Raw genomic sequence first — 21917 nt, 5'->3', positions numbered from 1 at the left:
CATGAATCCGTCCTTCCTGATTACCGCATTGCTGTGGCTGTCGGTGGCGGGGCTCGCGTTCGCGGTCGCGAAGCGCTCGTCGTATTGGCGTCTCGGCCGGGCCACCGCGCCCGGCGCGTTCGGGATCGCGAACCTGTTCGCGATCCCGAAGCGCTACTTCGTCGACCTGCACCACGTGGTCGCCCGCGATCCGTACATCGCGAAGACGCACGTCGCGACGGCAGGCGGCGCGATCGCCGCGCTCGCGCTGGTGTTTGTCAACTACGGCCTCGCGATCTACTCGCCGTGGCTCGACAAGCTGATCTTCCTGGCAGCGCTCGCGATGCTGGTCGGCGCGGTGTTCGTGTGGCGCCGCCGTCACGCGAGGAACGTGCCGGCGCGGCTGTCCAAAGGCCCGTGGAATACGCTGCCGTGGCTGCTCGGCTCGTTCTCGCTCGGCCTCGTGCTGTACATGCTGGTGCCGGCCGGCGCGATGTCCGGCGCGTTCGCGGTGCTCTGCGCGGTGCTGATCGGTGTCGGCGCATTCGCGATGACGTTCGGCGCCGCGAAGGGCGGCCCGATGAAGCACGCGATCGCGGGCCTGCTGCATCTCGCGTTCCACCCGCGCCAGGAGCGTTTCGCGGCGACCCGCGAATCGTTCACCGGCAACGGCACCGCGACGCCGCCGACCGCGCTGAAGCTGCCCGACATCGAGCAGCAGGAATACGGCGTCGCGAAGCCGGTCGAGTTCCGCTGGAACCAGTTGCTGAGCTTCGATGCGTGCGTGCAGTGCGGCAAGTGCGAAGCCGCGTGCCCCGCGTTCGCGTCGGGCCAGCCGCTGAACCCGAAGAAGCTGATCCAGGATCTCGTCGTCGGGATGGCGGGCGGCAGCGATGCGGCGTATGCGGGCAGCCCGACGCCGGGCATCGCGGTCGGCCAGCACCACGGCGAGCCGAACGGCCCGATCGTGTCGGGGCTGATCGAAGCGCAGACGCTGTGGTCGTGCACGACCTGCCGCGCGTGCGTGCAGGAATGCCCGATGCTGATCGAGCACGTCGACGCGATCGTCGACATGCGCCGCAACCAGACGCTCGTGCACGGCACGGTGCCCGGCAAGGGCGCGGAAGTGCTCGCGAACCTGCGCGAGACGGGCACGATGGGCGGCTACGACACGGCCGCGCGCTACGACTGGTCGGTGGACCTGAACGCGCCGGTCGCACAGCCGGGCAAGCCGGTCGACGTGCTGTTCGTCGCGGGTGAGGGCGCGTTCGACATGCGCTACCAGCGCACGCTGCGCGCGCTCGTCAAGGTGCTGAACCGCGCTGGCGTCGACTACGCGGTGCTCGGCGGCGGCGAGACCGACACGGGCGACGTCGCACGCCGTCTCGGCGACGAGGCGACGTTCCAGCAGCTCGCGAAGCGCCTGATCGGCACGCTGTCGACGCTGTCGTACAAGCAGATCGTCACGGCCGACCCGCACGTGATGCACAGCCTGCGCAACGAATACCGCGCGCTCGGCCTGCGCGTGACGGTCAAGCATCACACGACCTATCTCGCCGAACTCGCCGAGAGCGGCAGGATTTCGCCCAAGGCGGTCGACGCGTTGAGCGAGAAGCGCACCACGTATCACGACCCGTGCTATCTCGGCCGCTACAACGGCGAGACGGACGCACCGCGCAAGCTGCTGAAGACGATCGGCATCCAGGTCGTCGAGATGGAGCGCAACGGGATGCGCGGCCGCTGCTGCGGCGGTGGCGGCGGCGCGCCGCTGACCGACATCCCCGGCAAGCAGCGCATTCCCGACATCCGCATCGCCGATGCGCGCACGATCGGCGCGGAAGTGGTCGCGGTGGCCTGCCCGAACTGCACGGCGATGCTCGAAGGCGTCGTGGGCCCGCGCCCCGACGTGCTCGACGTGGCCGAACTCGTTGCTGCGTCGCTGGAGTGAGTGAATCGATGAACACGATCAAACGAATCGATCCGCGCCGGCCGTTCATCATCACGGCGGCAGGCCTGAAGCGCATCACGCTGGGCGAGGAAGGCAGCGCCGACGCGAGCGCCGCGCAATGGTCCGCGCACGGCCACGCGGCAGCGGATGCGAAGCCGCGCCGCGCGGTGCAGGACCCGAAGCACGTGCTGCTCGCGGTGGCGCACAGCGAGCGCGGCGCGCTCGACGACCATGCGCGCCAGGCGATTGCCGCCGCCGCGCTGCTTGCCGACGCGCAGACCGAAGTCGCGCTGCTGGTGTTCGGCGAACTGAAGGACGACGTGGCCGAACTCGGCGTCGACAAGCTGATCGAGCTGGCCGGCTTCGACCGTCGCACGTTCGCACCCGAAAGCGAATTGCAAGCGTTGCAGGCGTGCGTCGCGGCGCTCGCGCCGAAGCACGTGTTCGTGCCCGACAACGCGACCGGCGACGGCGATCTCGGCCGGCGCCACGCGGCGGCGGCCGGCGCGAGCGTCGCGACGAACGTCGTCGAGATCGACGCGAAGCACGTCGGCGCCTATGCACAGGCCCGGCGCGCGTTCGCGACCCGCGCGCTGCCGGACGTGATCCTGCTCGCGCCGAACGCGGTCGAAGCCAAGCTGCCGTTCGTCGGCGCGGGCGAGCGCCTTGCCGGCGATTTCATCCGCCCGGCCGCCGACGTTGCGCACGCGTATCGCGATCTCGGCCTCGAGGAACTCGACGCGGCGCAGGTCGCGCTCGAGGAAGCCGATTTCATCGTGTCGGCCGGCAACGGCGTGACCGACATCGGTGCGTTCGAGCGGCTCGCCGGCGCGTTCGGCGCGGCGATCGGCGCGAGCCGCGTCGCGGTCGACAACGGCCACTTCACGCGCGACAAGCAGGTCGGCGCGACCGGCAAGACGGTCGAGGCGAGCGTCTACATCGCGTTCGGCATTTCGGGCGCGGTGCAGCACTTGCAGGGCATCAAGGACTGCCGCCACGTGATCGCGGTGAACCTCGACGGCAGCGCGCCGATCGCGAAGCGCGCGAACCTGACGGTGGTCGGCGACGCGCAGGGCACGATCGCCGCGCTGATCGAGCAGGTCCAGGCCGCGCGGGCCGCGCGCGGCGCATCGCCGGCAGGGGCCGGCGCCCGTCAACCGGAAGGAGTCGCAGCATGAACGCCCCCCGACTGTTGAAGCGCATCGCGGTGCTGGTGTCGGTCGGCCGGCATCCGGTCAGCGGCGCGCCGCGCTACAGCCGCAACGACGCGGCCGCGCTCGAGCTCGGCCGCACGCTGGCCGAGCGCCATCACTCGCAGCTCGACGTGATCCACGCGGGCGACCCGATCACGCCGGCGCTCGCCGAATACCTGGCGCTCGGCGCGCGGGAGGTCGAGGTGCTGACCTGCCGCGACGGCGACGATGCCGCGCGCGCGCTCGCCGCGCGCGTCGAAGGCTACGACCTCGTGCTGACCGGCACGCGCGCCGAGGGTGCGTACGACACCGGGATGCTGCCGTATCAGGTCGCCGCGGCGCTCGGCTATCCGCTCGTCGGCTCGGCCGTCGACGTGACGATCGACGCGGGCCGCGCGGCGGTCCGGCAATTCTTGCCGAAAGGGCTGCGCAGGCGCGTCGACGCCGCGCTGCCGGCGGTCGTCGCCGTGCACCCGCTCGCGAACGCGCAGCCGCGCTACGCGTATGCGCGCCTGAAGGCGGGCAGCGTGCGCCCGGTGCGGGTGTCGCCCGGCGCGGACGCCGGCGCGGCCGCGTGGACGGTCGGCGCGATCGAACGCAAGCCGGTGAAGCTGGCCGCCGCCGAGAAGCGCTCCGGGCATGCCCGGATGCTGTCGGCGACCACCACCGAAAGCCGGGGCGGGAACGTCGTAAATGAAGGGAGTTCGGTCGAAAAAGCACAAGTGATCCTCGCGTATTTGCGCGAGCATCAGCTCATCGACTACTGATTTTGATGCCTGTCGGCAAGAACCCAGGGACGCAAGGAATCCGGAGCAAACGATGAAAGTAACGGCAGACATTCGTGCACTGATCGAACGACGCAAGGCGGGGTACAGCCTGGAAGCGCCGTTCTATACGAGCGAGGATATTTTCGCGCTCGACATGGAGGCGATCTTCCGCCAGCACTGGATCCAGGTGGCGGTCGAGCCGGACGTGCCCGAGCCGGGCGACTACGTGACCGTGCAACTGGGGAGCGATTCGATCCTGATCGTGCGCGATGACGACATGCAGATCCGCGCGTTCCACAACGTGTGCCGCCATCGCGGCGCGCGGCTGTGCAACGAGGACAAAGGGTCGGTCGGCAATATCGTGTGCCCGTACCACAGCTGGACCTACAACCTGACCGGCCAGCTGATGTTCGCCGAGCACATGGGCGAGCAGTTCGACCGCTGCAAGCACAGCCTGAAGCAGGTGCACGTGCAGAACCTCGCGGGCCTGATCTTCATCTGCCTCGCGGACGAGCCGCCGGCGGACTTCGCGCAGCTGCGCGCGACGATGGAGCCGTACCTGCTGCCGCATGACCTGCCGAACACGAAGATCGCCGCGCAGATCGACATCATCGAGGAAGGCAACTGGAAGCTCACGATGGAGAACAACCGCGAGTGCTATCACTGCGTCGCGAACCATCCGGAGCTGACGATTTCGCTGTACGAATACGGGTTCGGCTACCAGCGCTCCGACGCCAACGCCGAGGGCATGGACGCGTTCGCGGAGACGTGCATCCGGCGAGGGAAGGAGTGGGCCGAGATGGGCCTGCCGTCCGCCGAGGTCGAAAGGCTGCTCGACGTGACCGGGTTCCGCACGCAGCGCCTGCCGCTCGACCGCCACGGCGAATCGCAGACGCTCGATGCGAAGGTCGCGTCGAAGAAGCTGCTCGGCGGCTTCGACAAGGCCGACCTCGGCGGCCTGTCGTTCTGGACGCAGCCGAACTCGTGGCACCACTTCATGAGCGACCACATCGTCACGTTCTCGGTGATTCCGCTGTCGGCCGGCAAGACGCTCGTGCGCACCAAGTGGCTCGTGCACAAGGACGCGAAGGAAGGCATCGACTACGACGTGAAGAACCTCACGGCCGTGTGGAACGCGACCAACGACCAGGACCGCGCGCTCGTCGAGTTTTCGCAGCGCGGCGCGACGAGCAGCGCGTACGAGCCGGGCCCGTACTCGCCGTACACCGAAGGCCTCGTCGAGAAATTCGCGGCCTGGTACATCGGCCGGCTCGCCGAACAAACCGGCGCATAGCAACAAGCGTGAAAGCGGAGCAAGACATGATGCGAGATGCGGCGAATTTCGAGCCGACCGACAGCCGGGTGACGCGCCCGGCGTTCTGGAACGCGCTTCCCGAGCGCTGGACGAGCGACGTCGAGGAAACACTGGTCTGCTGCCAGGTGCGGCAGGAAACGCACGACGTGAAGAGCTTCTTCTTCCGTTCGCCGCAGGGCCGTGCGTTCTCGTTCGAGCCCGGGCAGTTCATCACGCTCGAGCTCGACATCGACGGCGAGACGATCAACCGCTGCTACACGATATCGTCGTCGCCCGCGCGGCCGCACACGATCTCGATCACGGTCAAGCGCGTGCCGGGCGGCAAGGTGTCGAACTGGCTGCACGACAACCTGCAGCCGGGCGCGCCGATTCGCGTGCTCGGCCCGGCCGGCGAGTTCACCTGCGCACGGCATCCGGCGCGCAAGTACCTGTTCCTGTCGGCCGGCTCCGGCATCACGCCGCTGATGTCGATGAGCCGCGCGCATCACGATCTCGCCGAGGATCGCGACATCGTGTTCGTACACAGCGCCCGCACGCCCGACGACATCATCTTCGCGCGCGAGCTCGACCTGATCGCGACGAACCACACGAATTTCCGCACGTCGTTCGTCGTCGAGCGGGTCGGCGCGCGCACCAGCTGGCCGGGCGTCACGGGCTTCCTGTCGCTGTCGCTGCTGAAGCTGATCGCGCCGGACTTCATGGAGCGCGAGATCTTCACGTGCGGCCCCGCGCCGTACATGAAGGCCGTGCGCGACCTGCTCGACGAAGCCGGGTTCGATCGCAAGCAGTACCACGAGGAAAGCTTCTCGTTCGAGACGCTCGCGGAGACGGCGAGCGACGAACTGGCGGCCGACCTTGCACCCGCCACGAACGGCGATGGCGCTAACAGCGACAAGGCGACGACGCAGTTCACCGTCAGCTTCGCGAAGAGCAACCGTGAGATCGCCTGCGGCTCGGAGCAGCACGTGCTCGACGCGGCGCGCCAGTCGGGCGTGCGGCTGCCGGCATCGTGCACGCAGGGCATGTGCGGCACCTGCAAGGTGAAGCTCGTGTCCGGCCAGGTGGAGATGAAGCACAACGGCGGGATCCGCCAGCGCGAGATCGATCAGGGGATGGTGCTGCTGTGCTGCAGCAAGCCGCTGACGGACCTCGTGATCGACAAGTAGCCGCCGGCGTCGCGACTGGACAAGCGCGCGTCGGAAAACAACGATACCGCGGAATTGTGGTTGAAGAACCTAGAGAGGCATGGGGGCATTCGCGCCCGATTCAAAGGAGATCGACCATGAAGTTGTTCGGAAAACTGCTGTATGCCGGCGCACTGTCGGCGATGGTGGCGCTGAGTGCGTCGGCGCTTGCCGACACGAAACCCACGCTGAAGATCGGTTATGTCGAAGGCTGGGACGACAGCGTCGCGACGTCGAACGTCGCCGCGCGCATCATCGAGAAGAAGCTCGGCTACCAGGTGCAGCTCGTGCCGGTCGCGGCCGGCGTGATGTGGCAGGGCGTCGCACGCGGCGACCTCGACGCGACGCTGTCCGCGTGGCTGCCGGTCACGCACGGCTCGTACTGGGATCAGTACAAGGCCAAGGTCGTCGATCTCGGCGCGAACTTCAATGACGCGAAGATCGGCCTGATCGTGCCGGCCTACGTGAAGGCGAAGAGCATCGACGATCTGAACGCCGAGAAGGCCGACTTCGGCGGCCGCATCGTCGGGATCGACGCCGGTGCCGGCGTGATGCGCAAGACCGACGAGGCGATCAAGAACTACGGCCTCAGCTACTCGCTGATGCCGAGCTCGGGCAGTGCGATGACGGCGGAGCTGGCGCGTTCGGTCAACGCGAACAAGCCGGTGATCGTCACCGGCTGGGCGCCGCACTGGATGTTCGCGAAGTGGAAGCTGCGCTTCCTCGACGATCCGAAGAAGGTGTTCGGCGGCGCGGAGCACGTCGACAGCGTCGCGAATCCGAACCTCGAAACGAAGGCGAAGCCGGTGGTCGTGTTCCTGAAGAAATTCCAGTGGAAGCCGGGTGAAATCGACAGCGTGATGCTGGCGATCCAGAACGGCTCGAAGCCGGAAGCCGCCGCCGATGCGTGGATCGCAGCCCATGCGGACCGCGTGAATGCATGGACGGAAGGCGCGCAGTAAATCACCACACGAAAACATAACAACGACGTCCGGGAGTGACGTGCAGGATTCCGAAGCAATGCGACGGAGTGCGCGTCATATCCCGGAATTATTTTTCCGATTCTGCAAAAAAGCGCAAAAGTTGTTACACTGCGACACTTGTGCGGAGTCATCACAGGAGGATTTGGATGAGTCAGGCAGGACTGCGTGCGAATGGCACCAGTGATGTTGAGGCAACCATCTCACATGATTCGACGGGCCACACGCTGCATCGTGGCCTGACTTGGAAGGATGCATTCTGGGTAACGAGCGGCGTGCCGGCAGGCGTGCTGTTCACGATCGGCGGCGTATGCGCGACGATCGGCCAGCCCGCGTGGGCGATCTGGATCGCCGCGATCACGATGGGGCTGATCCAGAGCGCGACTTATGCGGAAATTTCCGGGCTATTTCCCCATAAATCGGGCGGCGCGTCGGTGTACGGCGCGATCGGCTGGGTGCGTTACAGCAAACTGATTGCCCCGGTATCCGTGTGGTGCAACTGGCTCGCGTGGTCGCCGATGCTCGCGCTCGGATGCGGTCTCGCGGCGAGCTACGCGCTGACGAGCCTCTTTCCCGCCGATGCGGCGGTGCTGCAATGGCAGCTCAAGATCGCAGACCTGAGCTTCATCAAGCCGGGCCTGTCCCTGCGGATCAACGCGACGTTCATCATCGCGACGATCCTGCTCCTCATCACGTTCAAGCTTCAGCACAGCGGCGCGTCGAAGGCCGCGCGCACGCAGCGCATTCTCGGCATTGCGTCGCTCACGCCGCTCTTGATCGTCGGCATCGTGCCGTTCGTGACCGGCGACGTGCCGATGTCGAACCTGTTGCCGCTGCTGCCGCTCGGCCACGACGCGCAGGGCAACCTGAGCGCGACGACGTTCGGTTCGTGGAACGGGCAGGGCGTCGTGATGGCGCTCGGCGCGATGTTCATGGCCGGCTGGGCATCGTACGGCTTCGAGACGGCCGTCTGCTACACGCGCGAATTCCGCGATCCGCGCCGCGACACCGCGAAGGCGATCTTCTGGTCGGGCGCGCTGTGCCTCGTCGTGATGACGCTCGTGCCGATGGCGTTCCAGGGCGCGCTCGGCACGCAGGCGATGCTCGATCCGGCGATCGGCGACGGTACCGGCGTGGCGGCCGCGATGGCGAAGATCGTCGGCGGCGGCGCGTGGGTCGCGAACGCGGTCGTCGTGATGCTGATGCTGTCGATCCTGCTGATCGTGATGACGTCGATGATGGGCTCGTCGCGCACGCTGTACCAGGCGTCGGTGGACGGCTGGCTGCCGAAGTACCTGTCGCACGTGAACGAGCACGGCTCGCCGACGCGCGCGATGTGGACCGATCTCGGCTTCAACCTCGTGTTGCTGATGATGTCGGACTACATGACGGTGCTGTCGATCTCGAACGTCTGCTACATGCTGTTCGTATTCCTGAACCTTCAGTCCGGCTGGATCCACCGGATGGACCGCGGCAACTGGGAGCGTCCGTTCCGCTGCCCGACGTGGCTGCTCGTCGCGGGCTCGCTGTGCGGCTACGCGAACCTCGTCTACGTCGGCGCGGGCGCGAACCTGCAGGGCGAAGGCACGCTGCGCAACGGGCTGATCGCGATGCTGCTGATCGTGCCGGTGTTCCTCTATCGCCACTACTGGCAGGATCGCGGCCGCTTCCCCGCGCAGATGCAGCGCGACATGGAGCTCGAAGTGCCGAAGCGCGCAGCATGGCCCAATCTCGCGCCGTATGCGGCGCTGGTTGGAGCCGCGTTGACGATCTGGCTGTCGTATTACCTTGCGTGGGTGAAGTAAGCACGCAGCGGGTGCAGCGATTCTCGCGCCGGACACGGAAACCGCACACGGGTCCGGCGCGACGAACCTGCGAACACCGGCTTGCCGTGCGCAGCGCCGCGTCGCGTCGTTCAGCTCGCGGCCTCGTCATCCGCCGTCCGCGTATCGTCGCCGAGCGTGCGCATGAAGCGCGTCGGCACCATCATGACCTGATGGCCCGCCGTACCTGCTGTTGATCGTCACGCATCGGATTGCGGCGCCGTCGCGTTGCCCGCGCGAATTCCGGCCGCTTACGGAAACACGACCGTCCGATCCCCGTTCAGGAACACCCGCCGCTCGATGAACGCCTTCACCGCGCGCGCGAGCGTGATGCATTCGACGTCGCGGCCGACCGCGAGCAGCTGCTCCGGGCGATATGCGTGATCGACGCGCTCGACCACCTGCTCGATGATCGGGCCTTCGTCGAGATCGTCGGTGACGAAGTGCGCGGTCGCGCCGATCAGCTTCACGCCGCGCGTGTGCGCCTGGTGATACGGCTTCGCACCTTTGAAGCCGGGCAGGAACGAGTGATGGATGTTGATCGCGCGGTTCGCGAGCTTCGCGCTCGTTTCCTGCGACAGCACCTGCATGTAGCGCGCGAGGATCACGAGCTCCGCGCCGCTCGTCTCGAACACGTCGAGCCATTGCGCTTCCTGCTGCGCCTTCGTGTCGGCGGTGATCGGGAAATGGCGGAACGGCAGCCCGTGCTGCGCGGCGAGCGGTTCGAAGTCCGGATGGTTCGACACGATGCCGACGATGTCCATCTTCAGCTCGCCCATCCGCCAGCGGAACAGCAGGTCGGCAAGGCAGTGCTCGAGCTTCGACACCATGATCAGCACCTTCGGCCGCGCATTGACGTCGTGGATCGCCCATTGCATGTCGAAGCCGGCGGCGATCGGCGTGAATTCGTGCCGCAGCGCGTCGACGCTGAGCGTTTCGTCGGTCGGATGGAACACGCAGCGCACGAAGAAGCGGTTGCTGAGATCGTCGTCGAACACGTTCAGCGCGTCGACGTAGCAGCGGTGGCGGTCGAGAAAGCCGACGACGGCGGCGACCTGGCCGGCCGCGCTCGGGCACGACAGCGTCAGGACGAATTGTTCGGGGCGTTGGGCGTCGCTCATGGGGCTCCTCGGGTCTCGGTGGGCGATCGGCGTCGCGCGGCGCACGGGGGGCGCCGCGACGGCGAATCGCGATGCCCAAGTAAATCAGGTCAGATTCCGAGCGGATAGAACCGACTCGCCGTGTGGCTGGTATCGGCGCGTCAGCGCGGGGCCGCGCGGCGCATCATGCGAGCGCGCACGCGTCGAGCAGCCAGCGGCGGAACACCGGCGCGGCGCTCGGCTCCGGCCGCGCCGGCGGCCGCACGAGGAAATACCCGCGCGACGTGACGACCGGCGCATCGACGAGCGTCACGAGCTGCCCCGACGCGACGAGTTCGTCGACGAGCGGCGTCCAGCCGAGCGCGACGCCTTCGCCGAGCAGCGCCGCGTGGATCACGAGCGCGTAGCTGTTGAAGGTCACGCCGTGCGCGGCCGCCGGCGCGGCGAGCCCGTGCGCGTCGAACCAGCCGCGCCACGACAGCCAGCGCTCGGGCCGGGTCGGCTGCACGTGCAGCAGCGGCAGGTCGAGCAGGTCGCCGGGCTGCGCGACCCGCGGATGCGCGGCGCGGAACGCGGGCGAGCAGACCGGCGTGACGGCTTCCGGAAACAGCCGCGCGGCCGTGCAAGTCGGCCAGTGGCCGTCGCCGAACAGGATCGCGATGTCGGCGTGATCGCGCTGCGCGTCGAAGTCCTGCGACGTGACGACCCGCACGTCGACGTCCGGCATTACGCGCTTCAGGCCCGCGAGGCGCGGCATCAGCCAGTAGGTCGCGAAGCCGAAGTCGGTGACGAGCGTCAGCGTGCCGTGCTCGCGCCGCGCGCGCAGCGTCGCGGTCGCGGCGCGCAGCGTGTCGAGGCTCGCGCGGACCGCTTCGTACAGGCACCGGCCGTCGTCGGTCAGCGTGACGCCGCGCGGGCTGCGCTCGAACAGCGGCACGCCGAGCTCGGCCTCGAGCTGGAACACCTGCTGGCTGACGGCCGGCTGCGTCGAGCCGAGTTCGCGCGCGGCCGCGGTGAAGCTCGCGAGGCGCGCGGCCGATTCGAACGCGCGCAGCGCCTGCATCGACGGCAACGGATCGGGTTTCGACATAAGCGTCCCTAATGGGCCCATAAGGACCGGATACCTTCCCGGGCGGGTTTCGGCGCGCAATAGTGCGGTCGTGCGGCGCGCTGCGCGGTACTGCACGCAGGGCTTCCGGCCATTCTGGCACGTCGCGGCCGCATGCTGCGCGGCCTGCGTCGGCCGCCTTCCGTTGCGGCAGACGAATCGCCGTCAAGGCGGCGCGCACGCATCCGACCTGAACCGACTTTCCCGACGATCGACGATGACGCACCCGACACCGAACCTCCTGATCCTGATGGCCGACCAGCTCACGCCGTTCGCGCTGCCGGCCTACGGCAACCGCGTCGCGCGCACGCCGACGCTCGACCGGCTTGCCGCGCAAGGCGTCGTGTTCGACGCCGCGTACTGCGCGAGCCCGCTGTGCGCGCCGTCGCGCTTCTCGCTGCTGACGGGCAAGCTGCCGTCCGCGATCGGCGCCTACGATAACGCCGCCGAATTGCCGGCGCAAACGCTGACGTTCGCGCACTACCTGCGCGCGGCCGGCTACCGCACCGTGCTGTCCGGCAAGATGCACTTCTGCGGCCCGGATCAGCTGCACGGCTTCGAGGAGCGGCTGACGACCGACATCTATCCGGCCGATTTCGGCTGGGTGCCCGACTGGGCGCATCCGGAAGAGCGGCCGAGCTGGTATCACAACATGAGCTCGGTGCTGGACGCGGGGCCGTGCGTGCGCACCAACCAGCTCGATTTCGACGACGAAGTCGCGTTCGCCGCGCGCCAGAAGCTGTTCGACCTCGCGCGCGAACGGGCGGCCGGGCAGGATGCGCGGCCGTTCTGCATGGTCGTGTCGCTCACGCATCCGCACGACCCGTACGCGATCACGCGCGACTACTGGGACCTGTACCGCGACGACGAGATCGACATGCCGGCGGTTCGGCTCGATTTGGCCGACTGCGATCCGCACTCGCGGCGGCTGCGCGCCGTCTGCGAGAACGACCGCACGCCGCCCACCGACGCGCAGGTCCGCAACGCACGTCATGCGTATTACGGCGCGACGTCCTACGTCGACACGCAGTTCGGCAACGTGCTGGCGGCGCTCGAGCAATGCGGCTTCGCGGACGACACGATCGTGATCGTCACGTCGGACCACGGCGACATGCTCGGCGAGCGCGGCCTCTGGTACAAGATGACGTTCTTCGAGGGCGGCTGCCGCGTGCCGCTGATCGTGCATGCGCCGGGCCGCTTCGACGCGGCGCGCGTGGCGGGGCCCGTGTCGCACGTCGACCTGCTGCCGACGCTCGTCGAGCTCGCGGGCGGCGCGCCGGACGGCGGCTGGCCGGACCCGGTCGACGGCGCGAGCCTCGTGCCGCACCTGCGCGGCGCGCCGGCGCACGACGTCGCGCTCGGCGAGTACCTGGCCGAGGGCGCGATCGCGCCGATCGTGATGATCCGGCGCGGCGACTGGAAATACGTGCATTGCCCGGCCGATCCCGACCAGCTCTACCACCTGAAGGACGACCCGCGCGAGCTGCACAACCTTGCCGGTGAGCCGCACGCGGCGGACGTGCTCGCGGCGTTCCGCGCGGAAGCGGCGGCGCGCTGGAACCTGGCCGAGCTGCACGGGCAGGTGCTCGCGAGCCAGCGCCGGCGGCGCTTTCATTTCGCGGCGACGACGCGGGGCCGGATTCATGCGTGGGACTGGCAGCCGTTCGCCGACGCGAGCCAGCGCTACATGCGCAACCACATTGAACTCGACACGCTCGAGGCGATGGCGCGCTTTCCGCGCATCGCGCGCTGAGCGGCACGTATTTCGATCACCGAAGACGGAGCGGATGATGAAGCGCATGACCAAGCGATATCGCAACGCAGCACGAACGATCGCCGGCGCGGCGTGCGCCGCCGCCCTGTGCATGACGGCGGCCCGCGCGGCCGAGCCGCAGGCCTGCCGCGACGTGCGGATGGCCGGGCCCGGCTGGACCGACATCGACGCGACCAACGCGATGGCCGGCGTCGTGCTGACGGCGCTCGGCTATCGGCAGGACGTGTCGAACCTGTCGGTGCCGATCACCTATCAGGGGCTGAAGAAAGGGCAGGTCGACGTGTTCCTCGGCAACTGGATGCCCGCGCAGGGGCCGCTCGTGAAGCCGTTCGTCGACGCGCGCGCGATCGACGTGCTGCACGCGAACCTGAGCGGCGCGAAGTTCACGCTCGCGGTGCCCGACTACGTCGCCGCCGCGGGCGTGCGCACGTTCGCCGATCTCGAACGCCATGCGGGCCGCTTCGACGGGAAGATCTACGGGATCGAGCCCGGCGCGCCGGCCAACCAGAACATCCGGCGGATGCTGGCCGACCACGCGCTCGGCCCGGCGAACTGGGCGCTCGTCGAATCGAGCGAGACGGGGATGCTGACGCAGGTCGAGCGCGCGGTGCGCGACCAGCGCTGGATCGTGTTTCTGGCGTGGGAGCCGCACCTGATGAACACGAAATTCCACCTGACCTATCTCGCGGGCGGCGACACGTACTTCGGCCCGAACTACGGCGGCGCGACGGTCAACACGGTCGCCCGCGCGGGCTTCGCCGACCAGTGCGCGAACCTTGCGCGCCTGTTCCGGCAGATGACGTTCACCGTCGACATCGAGAACCGGATGATCGCCGACATGCTGAACAACAAGACCCCGGCTCCGCTCGCCGCCCGGCATGCATTGAAGGCCGAGCCGTCGCTCGTCGCGGGGTGGCTGGACGGCGTGACGACGGCCGCGGGCGCCCCCGGGCTGCCGGCCGTGCGCGCGGCGCTGGACGGCCGCTGACGGGCCGCGCAGCGTGCGCCGTCGGCCATCCGTGTTTTCCCGGTCGGTCGTAACCAGACCATTTGATGTCGCCTTCAGACGGGTGACACGAAATATGGGTTTGTATTTTTTGCCCATGGCGTTCGCTATTGCGGAAAACGAAACGGCGAAGCCATCAGACGTACTGAATGCGAATGAGGCGGCGCTCGACGCCGCCAACGAGGTCTGGGGTTCTTTCCATCGAATGGTCAGGGAGGGTGGTCGACAATGAAGCAGACGAAAATGGCCGCAGCAGCCGCGCTTGCATGCGCGGCGGCCTGCGCACCGGCAGTGAGCCATGCGCAGAGCAGCGTGACGTTGTACGGGATTCTGGATGCGGGCATTACGTGGGTGAACAACACGGGCGGCGCGCACGTGGTCAAGTTCGACGACGGCGTCGCCTACGGCAACCGGTTCGGGCTCAAGGGCACCGAGGATCTGGGCGGCGGCCTGAAGGCGGTGTTCACGCTCGAGAGCGGCTTCCACCTCGGCAACGGCCAGCTCGGCTTCGGCGGCGCGCAGTTCGGCCGTCAGGCTTATGTCGGACTGCAGAACGACTGGGGCACGCTGTCGTTCGGCAACCAGCTCGACATCACCAACGAGCTGGTGTCGATCTACAACATCTCCGCGTGGGGCAGCGGCTACGCGATTCACCAGGGCGACTTCGACCGCTTCAACGGCGACCGCCTGCCGAACTCGGTGAAGTTCCTGTCGAACGATCTCAGCGGCTTCAAGTTCGGCGCGATGTACTCGTTCGGCAACGTCGCGGGCAACTTCCACCGCAACAGCGCATGGAGCGCGGGCGCGAGCTTCACGAAGGGCGACTTCTCGATCGGCGCCGCATACACGCGCCTGAACAACCCGAACGGCATCTACGCGTTCGATCCGTACGCGATGATCGGCACGCACACGTTCCTCGGCCAGCAGACCGTCACCGTCGATCCGGCGACCGGCGCGCGCACCGACCTGTTCGCGAACACGCCGATGAACGTCGACAGCCAGGGCACGTTCGGCGTCGGCACGAGCTACACGATCGGCAAGCTGACGCTGGACGCGAACTACTCGTACACGACGATCAAGGGCTTCGGCAACTCGTCGCACATGCAGGTGTACGAAGGCGGCGGCCTGTACCAGTTCACGCCGGCGCTCAGCCTGATTGCGGGCTACCAGCACACGCGCTTCGAAGGCCACCACTGGAACCAGGGCACGGCGGGCCTCCACTACCTGCTGTCGAAGCGCACCGACGTGTACATCTCCGGCGATTACCTGCGCGCGTCGCAAGGCGTCGATGCGGTGATCGGCTACAGCTTCACGCCGTCGACGACGCAGACCCAGGCCGACGTGCGGATCGGCATGCGGCATTCGTTCTGAGCGAGGCGAGCGCCGCGGCATCCAGTCTTCAGCGAGGTCTCTCTTTGGCGCGAACTCCGGTTCGCGCTATTTTTTTGTTCATCGCGGACTACCGGAGAATGCGGGGGGATCGTTGGCGTTCGGCCAACGCTGCAATCGAGCCCTATTCGTTGGTGCTAGGATCAAGAGACGACCACGCTGGAGACGATCATGGCCCGCGCCGAGAATACGCACAATGGCTTTGAATATTCAGTTCAAACGCTCCTGAAACAAGGCGTCGGCGGTGCGGATTTGCAGATATTCGGGTTCCACGGCTTCGTGCTTGTCCCGAACGACACCGATGCTCAGCCCGCCATGCAAATTCCGGTTCAATGCCTCGAGGAAGAGGGCTACCGTCGCGAAAACTGGGCGTTGGATGCGGCCATCGACGAAGCAAAAGCGATCATCGACGGCAAGCGCCCACTGAAAGACCCGACAGCGCGCCGATAAGGATGGCCGACTTATGCCGGCCTTGACGACGCTCGTTACTGCACGTCCTGATTGTCGACGTAGTCGGCACGAAACCGGCGGAGGCGGGTATGCGCTTCGAAGCATTTGCGTTTGGTTTCATCCGCATTGATGGCGTGACCTATCAGCATGACGTGGTAATTGATCACGGGCAGGTTCGCAAACGCAAGAAGAAGCCCTCCCGGCAGTTCCGCGAGGCATTCGGGCACACACCGCTGTCTGCGGCGGAAGATATACCTTGGGAGTGCCATCGGCTCGTGATCGGTACGGGCACCGGGGCGCTACCGGTGATGGACGAGGTGAAGCACGAGGCCAAGCGTCGACGAGTCGAACTGGTCATCCTGCCGACGGCGGAAGCCATCGCCAAACTCAAGGAGCACCCTGACCGGACCAATGCGATCCTGCATGTCACGTGCTAGACCGCACATCCGCATGGTTTTCGGGTTCGATTCCTGATGCACCCCGGCCGGTGGGCCCGACGGCGGGCGAAATGGGAGATCCCTAACCTTCAGTCTCTCCATCGCATGCCCTCGAATCCCGTTGATTTCCGCTGCGGATATCCGATGGCGTGAGTGCAAACCATTGGTGGCAGGCACGCGACAATGCGGACTGAGCCGGATAGCCGAGCATCAGCGAAATCTGGCCGATCGTCAGTCTGGTGTTCTGAAGGTAATGCGCCGCGAGCTGCTGGCGAACCTCGTCCTTGATGGTTTCGAAACACGTGCCCTCGTCCGAAAGACGGCGCTGCAGCGTTCTTGGATGCAGCGCCAGCAGCGCGGCGACACTGGATTTGTCGCAGCTCGACGCGCCAAGCGTTTGCCGCAGCACTTGGCGAACGCGATCGGACGCGCTCCCTTGGGCCGCACCGAAATTCCGGAAAATGTAGTCTTCCGCGATCTGACGAAACGCGGCGTTCGCGCCTTGAACGTTCGCGGAATACGTATCACGCGCAATGTACAACGTTGCGCCGACCGGTTCAGTCAGCAGTCTCGCCCCGAAGAAGCGCTCGTACACCGCGCGGCTGACGACAGGTTCGTGCGGTATCGATACGGCGCGTAGATCGTATTTGTCTCCGGCAAACAGCCGCAGGAAATTATGTGCGTCCGCGAGGCAAAGATCGCTGTTTTGCCGCGTGACGATCGGGCCGGACAGGCGAATGTCGATGGATATCGCGACCGTGTTCTTCACGACGGGGCTGCGCTCGTCGACCGACACGACGATGCCCGGGCTATGCACGAACAGGTAGCGAATCAAATCGTTCAGGGCATCCCTGATCGTGGGGGCGTTGCGCAGCACGATGCTCAACGGACCGAGCACGTCGATGCTCTGATGCGAGGACAAGCGCAGACCGAAATCGCCGCATCGCGTCACCTCTGCGCTGGCTTCCAGCAGGTGCGTGCCGGAGCGAAGCGAAATCAATGCATCGTCCCGGTTCAGCGACTCTTCCGCAATGTGGTAGCGGCGCAGCAGCGGCACGGGATCGTGGCCCATGTCGCGCATCAGTGCCGGATAGCCGCGAAGGCCGCTTGATCTGACCAATGGATCCATGTCTCAAAATGTAAAATATTAGTCTCGTGACGTCAAACGCCGGCCTCTCGCGGTCGCTAGAGTGCGTATGTCGATCAAAAACTCAGCGAGGAGACATCCGATGAAAACCGACTACGACGTGTTGATCATTGGCGCAGGCATTTCCGGTATCGGCATGGCGTGCCATCTGGCCAAAGCGTGTCCGGACAAACGCGTCGCGATTCTGGAGCGGCGCAATGCGATCGGCGGGACATGGGACTTGTTCCGTTATCCAGGGATCCGGTCCGATTCGGACATGTTCAGCTTCGGCTATGCATTCCGGCCGTGGCACGACTACAAGGTCCTCGCTGACGGGCCGTCGATCCGGCAATACATTGCCGACACCGCGCGCGAGCATGGCGTCGACCGATTCCTCCATTTCGGCGTCAGGATCGAAGACGCGCGCTGGTCGACGGAGCAGCGCCGCTGGACGGTCAGCGCCCGGCATGAAGACAGCGGCGACACGTCGACCTTCACCTGCAACTACCTCGTTCCGTGCACGGGTTACTACAACCACGACCGCGGATATCTGCCGCATTTTCCGGGGCAGGAGAGATTCACCGGCTTGCGCATCCATCCGCAGCACTGGCCCGAGGATCTCGACTATCGCGGCAAGCGGGTCGTGGTGATCGGCAGCGGCGCAACGGCCGTCACGCTCGTGCCAGCGATGGCCGGCCGGGCGGCTCACGTCACCATGCTGCAGCGGTCGCCGAGCTACATCTTTTCGGTGCCGGGCTACGACAAGATCTCGGCCGTGCTGGATCGCGTGTTGCCGACTCGCTGGGTATACGGGATGGCCCGCTGGCGCAATATCCGGCTGCAACGCCTCATCTACAAGGCGGCCAAGCGATGGCCCCGCCGGATCCGGTCGTGGTTGCTGGCCCACGTCGAGAAGCAGGTCGGCGGCGGCGTAGACATGCGGCACTTCACACCCGGATACAACCCGTGGGACGAGCGGCTGTGCGCGGTGCCCGACGGCGATCTGTTCAAGGTCATCCGCGCAGGAAAGGCATCCGTCGTGACCGACCACATCGAGACGTTCACGGAAAACGGCATTCTGCTGAAGTCCGGCAAAGTGCTCCACGCGGACATCATCGTCACGGCGACCGGTCTCCAGCTCCAATCGCTCGGCGGCATGAAGGTGCACGTCGACGGCCGACAGCTCGACATCAGCGCCCTGATGACATACAAGGGCGTGCTGCTTCAGGACGTTCCGAATTTCGCCTACCTGTTCGGCTACACGAACGCACCGTGGACACTGAAGGTCGATATGGCAGCGACCTACGTCTGCCGCTTGATGAAGCACATGGATGCGGAAGGTTTCGACATGGTGACGGCGCACGCGCCGTCGGGCGAGATGCTCGACGAATCGATCATGGGTTCGCTGCAATCCGGCTACGTGCAGCGTGGTCAGGGTGTCCTGCCGCGTCAGGGCCAGGCGTTGCCGTGGCGCGTTCTTCACAACCTCGAGGCCGATCGCGAGATGCTGCTGAAGGAGACGATCGCCGACCCTGCGCTCGAATTCAGGCGCCCCGGGAGCGGCATGCCGGCTTCTCCGGCACGCCGGGCAGACAAGCGCACCGTGTCCGCGTGAAGCGGCATGCATGCACGACATTCGTCAACTGACGGAACCGGAAGTAACCATGCTCAGATTCGACTCCACGTTCCCGAGCCAGGGCGAGTACTGCGCCGGGACACTCATGCTGCCCGACTCGGGCCAACGGCCCCCCGTCATCGTGATGGCGCACGGCTTCGGCGCGATTCGCGCTGCAGGCTTACCGGCTTTTGCGCGGCGTTTCGTTGACGAAGGGTACGCGGTATATCTGTTCGACTATCGCAATTTTGGCGATAGCGAGGGTATGCCGCGGCATTGGGTCAGCCCGCGCCGGCACCTTGCCGACTGGGCTGCGGCGATCCGGCACGTGCGGACGCTTTCCGGCATCGATACCGCGCGCATCGTCCTGTGGGGCACTTCGTTTTCAGGCGGCCACGTGATCGAAACGGCCGCAAACGATCAGCGGATTCACGCGGTGATCGCCCAGGTGCCGCACGTGAGCGGTGTCGCGAGCCTGCGGCAGGTGCCGGCGCACGTCACCCTTCGGTTGGCGATAGCGGCGTTGCGAGACCAAGCCGGCAGACTATTCGGCTGTCCGCACTACAGCCCAATTGTCGGGCAACCCGGCGACGCGGCGGCGCTGACGAGCGCCGAGTGCTCGGAGGGCTATGCCCGCTTGGTTCCGGCGGGACCAAGCTGGGAAAACAGGGTGCTGTCGCGGATCTTTCTGGAGATTCCGTTCTACAGCCCGATTCGCTCCGCGCGTCGGGTGAAAGCACCGACGCTCATCGTTGCCGGTCGACGCGACACAGTCACGCCTGCCTCGGCGGCATATCGGGCAGCGACGCGCATTCCGGACTGCGAATTTCACCTTGTGGATGGAAATCACTTCGAGCTGCATCTCGAAGATGAAGCGGTGTGCTTGCAAAATATCGCGTTGCAGCTGGCCTTCCTGAAAAGACACCTCGGAGCCGACCGACCTATCGGAACCGTGGCTGTCTAGCCTGGGCGCGCCAACACGATTCACGCAAGCGACTTTGAAGATGAGCGGGAAATTGATGATCTACGGTGCGTATGGCTATACAGGCGAACTGGTTGTGCGCGAAGCGGTACGCCAGGGCATGCCCCCGATCATTGCGGGACGGGACGGCAAAAAGCTCAAGCCGTTGGCGTTCGGCCAGTTTCCTCCGATCACGACTGACGACGACCGGCCAGGAAGCGACATTCGCGCCTACCGGGGAATGTCCGCTCCTCGGCCCGTACCGGCCGAAACTCTCCGGAGAGGCTGCCTGCGTGTACCGTGCTTCAACAACGGCGTGACCACACGCATAAGCCTTCCCGAGCCGTGACACGTTGAGTTACTTGGACTATCCGTCCGTTCTGCTATACCCAATTCATGAGCTGTGCGCGGCCCACGCGCCGCATGGCGAGTCGATCGCCCGTTGCGACTGGCGCGACACCGGGGCAATTCATCGGTGGGAACTGCTTCTTCGGGCTGGAGGCTGACATGGCAAATTACCTGTTCGTAGAATCGCGCGGTCCATATGGTGCCGGGGATACCCGGCACGTCGAGGAACTGGTCAGGGGCTTACGCCAGCGGGGCAACACGGTCACGCTTTTCCTGGTTCAAAACGGCGTGCTTTCCACTCGCCCGGGAGCAAAATTCAGCGAGCGATATGCGGACCTGACGCGCAGCGGCGTCACTGTTCTTGCCGATGAATTCTCCCTGCGCGAACGGGCGATCGAACGGCCGGCGGAAGGTGTCCAGAAGGCGGACATCGGGCAGCTCGTGGATCTTCTCTTTGTGGCTGGGACCAAGGCCATTTGGCACTGAATCAAGGAGAACGTGATGGCTATCGGTATGAAATTGACCCTGGCACTGATGGATCCCCCGTATGAAAAGGCAGCGAGCACGACGGCGCTGCGCATCGTGGATGCCGCACTGCGACGGGGGCACGACGTGACGGTGTTCGCCTACGAAGGTGCAGTCAATCTGACCATGAAGGCGCAAGCCCCACATGCCAATCCAGTCAAGGGCACATCCGTGGAGGAGGAGGATCACCCGACGACCCGGGACTGGGTGGCAGCCTTGTTTCAACTCGCGGCCCAGCAGGGCGTCAAGCTCGATTGGATCAACTGCGGCCTGTGTGTGGACGAACGCGGCGCAGGTGACTGGATCGAGGGTCCTCGCCGAGGCAGCCCGAAGGATTTTCTCGACTCTGCGAATCAGAGCAACGCCGTGCTGGTCATCCCGACGAAATAGGAGCCGCGCCATGAAAATCCTGAGCATTGTTGAGACAGCGTACCGGGCTACCCTGGAAGAACAGGATGACACCATCCTGTGGCTGAACCATGTGCTGAAAAACGCCGGCGCGGACATCAGCCTGCTGCTGTGCGCAAGCGCCGTGAACTATGCAGCGCGCGGGCAGGACGCCACCGGCCTCGCCTTCGGCGCGCGCCGGCAGGTCCATCCGCCGGCGCTCGATAAGGATCTGGACAAAATGATCGGCGTCGGCGTTGCCGTGTATGCGGTCACGGAAGACATGCGTGACTGTGGACTGGCGCAGGAAGATGTCATCGGCGGCCTGACACTGCTCGCGCGTGCCGAGATTCCCGCCCTGTTCGACCGCTTCGATCAGGTTTGGCACTGGTAACGGCCCACGGCTTCACCGCATTCTGCTGACCGGAGGGAACGCTTGCATTTCGCTCACAACCGTTGCGGCATGCCGTTCGGACCGAAGAAGACGGCGTGCGGGCCCTGA

General features: G+C 66.1%; 21 protein-coding genes. 18 read left to right on the top strand and 3 right to left on the bottom strand.

Annotation, left to right across the window (positions count from 1 at the left end):
* The first annotated feature begins 1 nt into the window (after position 1).
* The 7 genes from HWX31_RS29580 (at position 2) to HWX31_RS29550 (ending at position 9171) form a co-directional block, all read left to right on the top strand.
* On the top strand, positions 2 to 1927 hold the full coding sequence (locus HWX31_RS29580; RefSeq protein WP_174964947.1) for a (Fe-S)-binding protein: 1926 nt from the start codon (positions 2 to 4) through the stop codon (positions 1925 to 1927).
* Positions 1928 to 1935: 8 nt separating this feature from the next.
* Positions 1936 to 3105: an electron transfer flavoprotein subunit alpha/FixB family protein gene (locus HWX31_RS29575; RefSeq protein ID WP_174964949.1), complete on the top strand. Its 1170-nt coding sequence runs from the start codon at positions 1936 to 1938 to the stop codon at positions 3103 to 3105.
* Positions 3102 to 3887, top strand: a complete 786-nt coding sequence (locus HWX31_RS29570; protein ID WP_059609689.1) for a drug:proton antiporter — start codon at positions 3102 to 3104, stop codon at positions 3885 to 3887. The genes HWX31_RS29575 and HWX31_RS29570 overlap by 4 nt, the downstream gene beginning before the upstream one ends.
* Positions 3888 to 3939: 52 nt before the next feature.
* Complete coding sequence (locus HWX31_RS29565; protein ID WP_174964951.1) at positions 3940 to 5181, top strand: aromatic ring-hydroxylating oxygenase subunit alpha; 1242 nt, start codon at positions 3940 to 3942, stop codon at positions 5179 to 5181.
* Between the two features lie 26 nt (positions 5182 to 5207).
* Positions 5208 to 6368, top strand: coding sequence for an FAD-binding oxidoreductase (locus tag HWX31_RS29560; RefSeq protein ID WP_174964953.1), 1161 nt, complete (start codon positions 5208 to 5210; stop codon positions 6366 to 6368).
* Between the two features lie 116 nt (positions 6369 to 6484).
* Positions 6485 to 7348: a glycine betaine ABC transporter substrate-binding protein gene (locus tag HWX31_RS29555; protein WP_174964955.1), complete on the top strand. Its 864-nt coding sequence runs from the start codon at positions 6485 to 6487 to the stop codon at positions 7346 to 7348.
* A gap of 167 nt (positions 7349 to 7515) precedes the next feature.
* Complete coding sequence (locus HWX31_RS29550) at positions 7516 to 9171, top strand: trimethylamine N-oxide permease (RefSeq protein ID WP_174964957.1); 1656 nt, start codon at positions 7516 to 7518, stop codon at positions 9169 to 9171.
* Between the two features lie 269 nt (positions 9172 to 9440).
* On the opposite strand, the gene purU is transcribed toward HWX31_RS29550, so the two are convergent.
* On the bottom strand, positions 9441 to 10310 hold the full coding sequence (gene purU, locus HWX31_RS29545) for a formyltetrahydrofolate deformylase (RefSeq protein ID WP_174964959.1): 870 nt from the start codon (positions 10308 to 10310) through the stop codon (positions 9441 to 9443).
* 163 nt (positions 10311 to 10473) lie between these two features.
* Complete coding sequence (locus HWX31_RS29540) at positions 10474 to 11379, bottom strand: choline sulfate utilization transcriptional regulator (RefSeq protein ID WP_174964961.1); 906 nt, start codon at positions 11377 to 11379, stop codon at positions 10474 to 10476.
* A 235-nt stretch (positions 11380 to 11614) separates the two neighbouring features.
* On the opposite strand from HWX31_RS29540, the gene betC reads away from it, so the two are divergent.
* The 5 genes from betC to HWX31_RS29515 all read left to right on the top strand — a co-directional run bounded on the left by betC (position 11615) and on the right by HWX31_RS29515 (position 16453).
* On the top strand, positions 11615 to 13150 hold the full coding sequence (gene betC, locus HWX31_RS29535; RefSeq protein ID WP_174964963.1) for a choline-sulfatase: 1536 nt from the start codon (positions 11615 to 11617) through the stop codon (positions 13148 to 13150).
* Between the two features lie 37 nt (positions 13151 to 13187).
* Positions 13188 to 14159: a choline ABC transporter substrate-binding protein gene (gene choX, locus HWX31_RS29530; RefSeq protein ID WP_174964965.1), complete on the top strand. Its 972-nt coding sequence runs from the start codon at positions 13188 to 13190 to the stop codon at positions 14157 to 14159.
* A 246-nt stretch (positions 14160 to 14405) separates the two neighbouring features.
* Positions 14406 to 15548: a porin gene (locus HWX31_RS29525; protein ID WP_174964967.1), complete on the top strand. Its 1143-nt coding sequence runs from the start codon at positions 14406 to 14408 to the stop codon at positions 15546 to 15548.
* Between the two features lie 189 nt (positions 15549 to 15737).
* Complete coding sequence (locus HWX31_RS29520; protein WP_174964969.1) at positions 15738 to 16016, top strand: hypothetical protein; 279 nt, start codon at positions 15738 to 15740, stop codon at positions 16014 to 16016.
* An 89-nt stretch (positions 16017 to 16105) separates the two neighbouring features.
* The gene (locus HWX31_RS29515; protein ID WP_174964971.1) at positions 16106 to 16453 is read left to right on the top strand and encodes an MTH938/NDUFAF3 family protein; all 348 of its coding nucleotides are present in this window, start codon (positions 16106 to 16108) and stop codon (positions 16451 to 16453) included.
* Between the two features lie 82 nt (positions 16454 to 16535).
* Here the strand turns inward: HWX31_RS29515 and HWX31_RS29510 are convergent, their stop codons facing one another.
* Positions 16536 to 17582 carry an AraC family transcriptional regulator gene (locus tag HWX31_RS29510; RefSeq protein ID WP_174964973.1) on the bottom strand — a complete coding sequence of 349 codons (1047 nt, stop codon included), beginning with the start codon at positions 17580 to 17582 and terminating at the stop codon, positions 16536 to 16538.
* Positions 17583 to 17682: 100 nt separating this feature from the next.
* Between HWX31_RS29510 and HWX31_RS29505 the strand changes: the two genes are divergently transcribed.
* From HWX31_RS29505 to HWX31_RS29480, 6 genes are all read left to right on the top strand, one after another.
* Entirely contained in the window at positions 17683 to 19194 is a 1512-nt protein-coding gene (locus tag HWX31_RS29505; RefSeq protein WP_174964975.1) for a flavin-containing monooxygenase, read from the top strand.
* Positions 19195 to 19204: 10 nt separating this feature from the next.
* On the top strand, positions 19205 to 20158 hold the full coding sequence (locus HWX31_RS29500; RefSeq protein WP_244143880.1) for an alpha/beta hydrolase: 954 nt from the start codon (positions 19205 to 19207) through the stop codon (positions 20156 to 20158).
* 40 nt (positions 20159 to 20198) lie between these two features.
* Complete coding sequence (locus HWX31_RS35070) at positions 20199 to 20504, top strand: hypothetical protein (RefSeq protein WP_244143879.1); 306 nt, start codon at positions 20199 to 20201, stop codon at positions 20502 to 20504.
* 158 nt (positions 20505 to 20662) lie between these two features.
* A complete protein-coding gene (locus HWX31_RS29490) occupies positions 20663 to 20989 on the top strand; it encodes a DsrE family protein (protein ID WP_174964977.1) in 327 nt (108 codons plus the stop codon).
* A 15-nt stretch (positions 20990 to 21004) separates the two neighbouring features.
* The gene (locus tag HWX31_RS29485) at positions 21005 to 21418 is read left to right on the top strand and encodes a DsrE/DsrF/TusD sulfur relay family protein (RefSeq protein ID WP_174964979.1); all 414 of its coding nucleotides are present in this window, start codon (positions 21005 to 21007) and stop codon (positions 21416 to 21418) included.
* A 10-nt stretch (positions 21419 to 21428) separates the two neighbouring features.
* Positions 21429 to 21809 (top strand): hypothetical protein, encoded by a 381-nt coding sequence (locus tag HWX31_RS29480; RefSeq protein ID WP_174964981.1) that lies wholly within the window; start codon positions 21429 to 21431, stop codon positions 21807 to 21809.
* Positions 21810 to 21917 lie beyond the last annotated feature (108 nt).

The organism is Burkholderia ubonensis (genome assembly GCF_902833085.1).
Lineage (GTDB): Bacteria > Pseudomonadota > Gammaproteobacteria > Burkholderiales > Burkholderiaceae > Burkholderia > Burkholderia ubonensis.
This window is presented reverse-complemented; position numbering and strand designations above follow the sequence as displayed.

Bases quoted from the DNA above. Each gene is read 5' to 3' on its own strand.
- HWX31_RS29580 (WP_174964947.1), top strand. From the start codon at position 2: ATGAATCCGTCCTTCCTGATTACCGCATTGCTGTGGCTGTCGGTGGCG.
- HWX31_RS29575 (WP_174964949.1), top strand. From the start codon at position 1,936: ATGAACACGATCAAACGAATCGATCCGCGCCGGCCGTTCATCATCACG.
- HWX31_RS29570 (WP_059609689.1), top strand. From the start codon at position 3,102: ATGAACGCCCCCCGACTGTTGAAGCGCATCGCGGTGCTGGTGTCGGTC.
- HWX31_RS29565 (WP_174964951.1), top strand. From the start codon at position 3,940: ATGAAAGTAACGGCAGACATTCGTGCACTGATCGAACGACGCAAGGCG.
- HWX31_RS29560 (WP_174964953.1), top strand. From the start codon at position 5,208: ATGATGCGAGATGCGGCGAATTTCGAGCCGACCGACAGCCGGGTGACG.
- HWX31_RS29555 (WP_174964955.1), top strand. From the start codon at position 6,485: ATGAAGTTGTTCGGAAAACTGCTGTATGCCGGCGCACTGTCGGCGATG.
- HWX31_RS29550 (WP_174964957.1), top strand. From the start codon at position 7,516: ATGAGTCAGGCAGGACTGCGTGCGAATGGCACCAGTGATGTTGAGGCA.
- purU (WP_174964959.1), bottom strand. From the start codon at position 10,310: ATGAGCGACGCCCAACGCCCCGAACAATTCGTCCTGACGCTGTCGTGC.
- HWX31_RS29540 (WP_174964961.1), bottom strand. From the start codon at position 11,379: ATGTCGAAACCCGATCCGTTGCCGTCGATGCAGGCGCTGCGCGCGTTC.
- betC (WP_174964963.1), top strand. From the start codon at position 11,615: ATGACGCACCCGACACCGAACCTCCTGATCCTGATGGCCGACCAGCTC.
- choX (WP_174964965.1), top strand. From the start codon at position 13,188: ATGAAGCGCATGACCAAGCGATATCGCAACGCAGCACGAACGATCGCC.
- HWX31_RS29525 (WP_174964967.1), top strand. From the start codon at position 14,406: ATGAAGCAGACGAAAATGGCCGCAGCAGCCGCGCTTGCATGCGCGGCG.
- HWX31_RS29520 (WP_174964969.1), top strand. From the start codon at position 15,738: ATGGCCCGCGCCGAGAATACGCACAATGGCTTTGAATATTCAGTTCAA.
- HWX31_RS29515 (WP_174964971.1), top strand. From the start codon at position 16,106: ATGCGCTTCGAAGCATTTGCGTTTGGTTTCATCCGCATTGATGGCGTG.
- HWX31_RS29510 (WP_174964973.1), bottom strand. From the start codon at position 17,582: ATGGATCCATTGGTCAGATCAAGCGGCCTTCGCGGCTATCCGGCACTG.
- HWX31_RS29505 (WP_174964975.1), top strand. From the start codon at position 17,683: ATGAAAACCGACTACGACGTGTTGATCATTGGCGCAGGCATTTCCGGT.
- HWX31_RS29500 (WP_244143880.1), top strand. From the start codon at position 19,205: ATGCACGACATTCGTCAACTGACGGAACCGGAAGTAACCATGCTCAGA.
- HWX31_RS35070 (WP_244143879.1), top strand. From the start codon at position 20,199: ATGAGCGGGAAATTGATGATCTACGGTGCGTATGGCTATACAGGCGAA.
- HWX31_RS29490 (WP_174964977.1), top strand. From the start codon at position 20,663: ATGGCAAATTACCTGTTCGTAGAATCGCGCGGTCCATATGGTGCCGGG.
- HWX31_RS29485 (WP_174964979.1), top strand. From the start codon at position 21,005: ATGGCTATCGGTATGAAATTGACCCTGGCACTGATGGATCCCCCGTAT.
- HWX31_RS29480 (WP_174964981.1), top strand. From the start codon at position 21,429: ATGAAAATCCTGAGCATTGTTGAGACAGCGTACCGGGCTACCCTGGAA.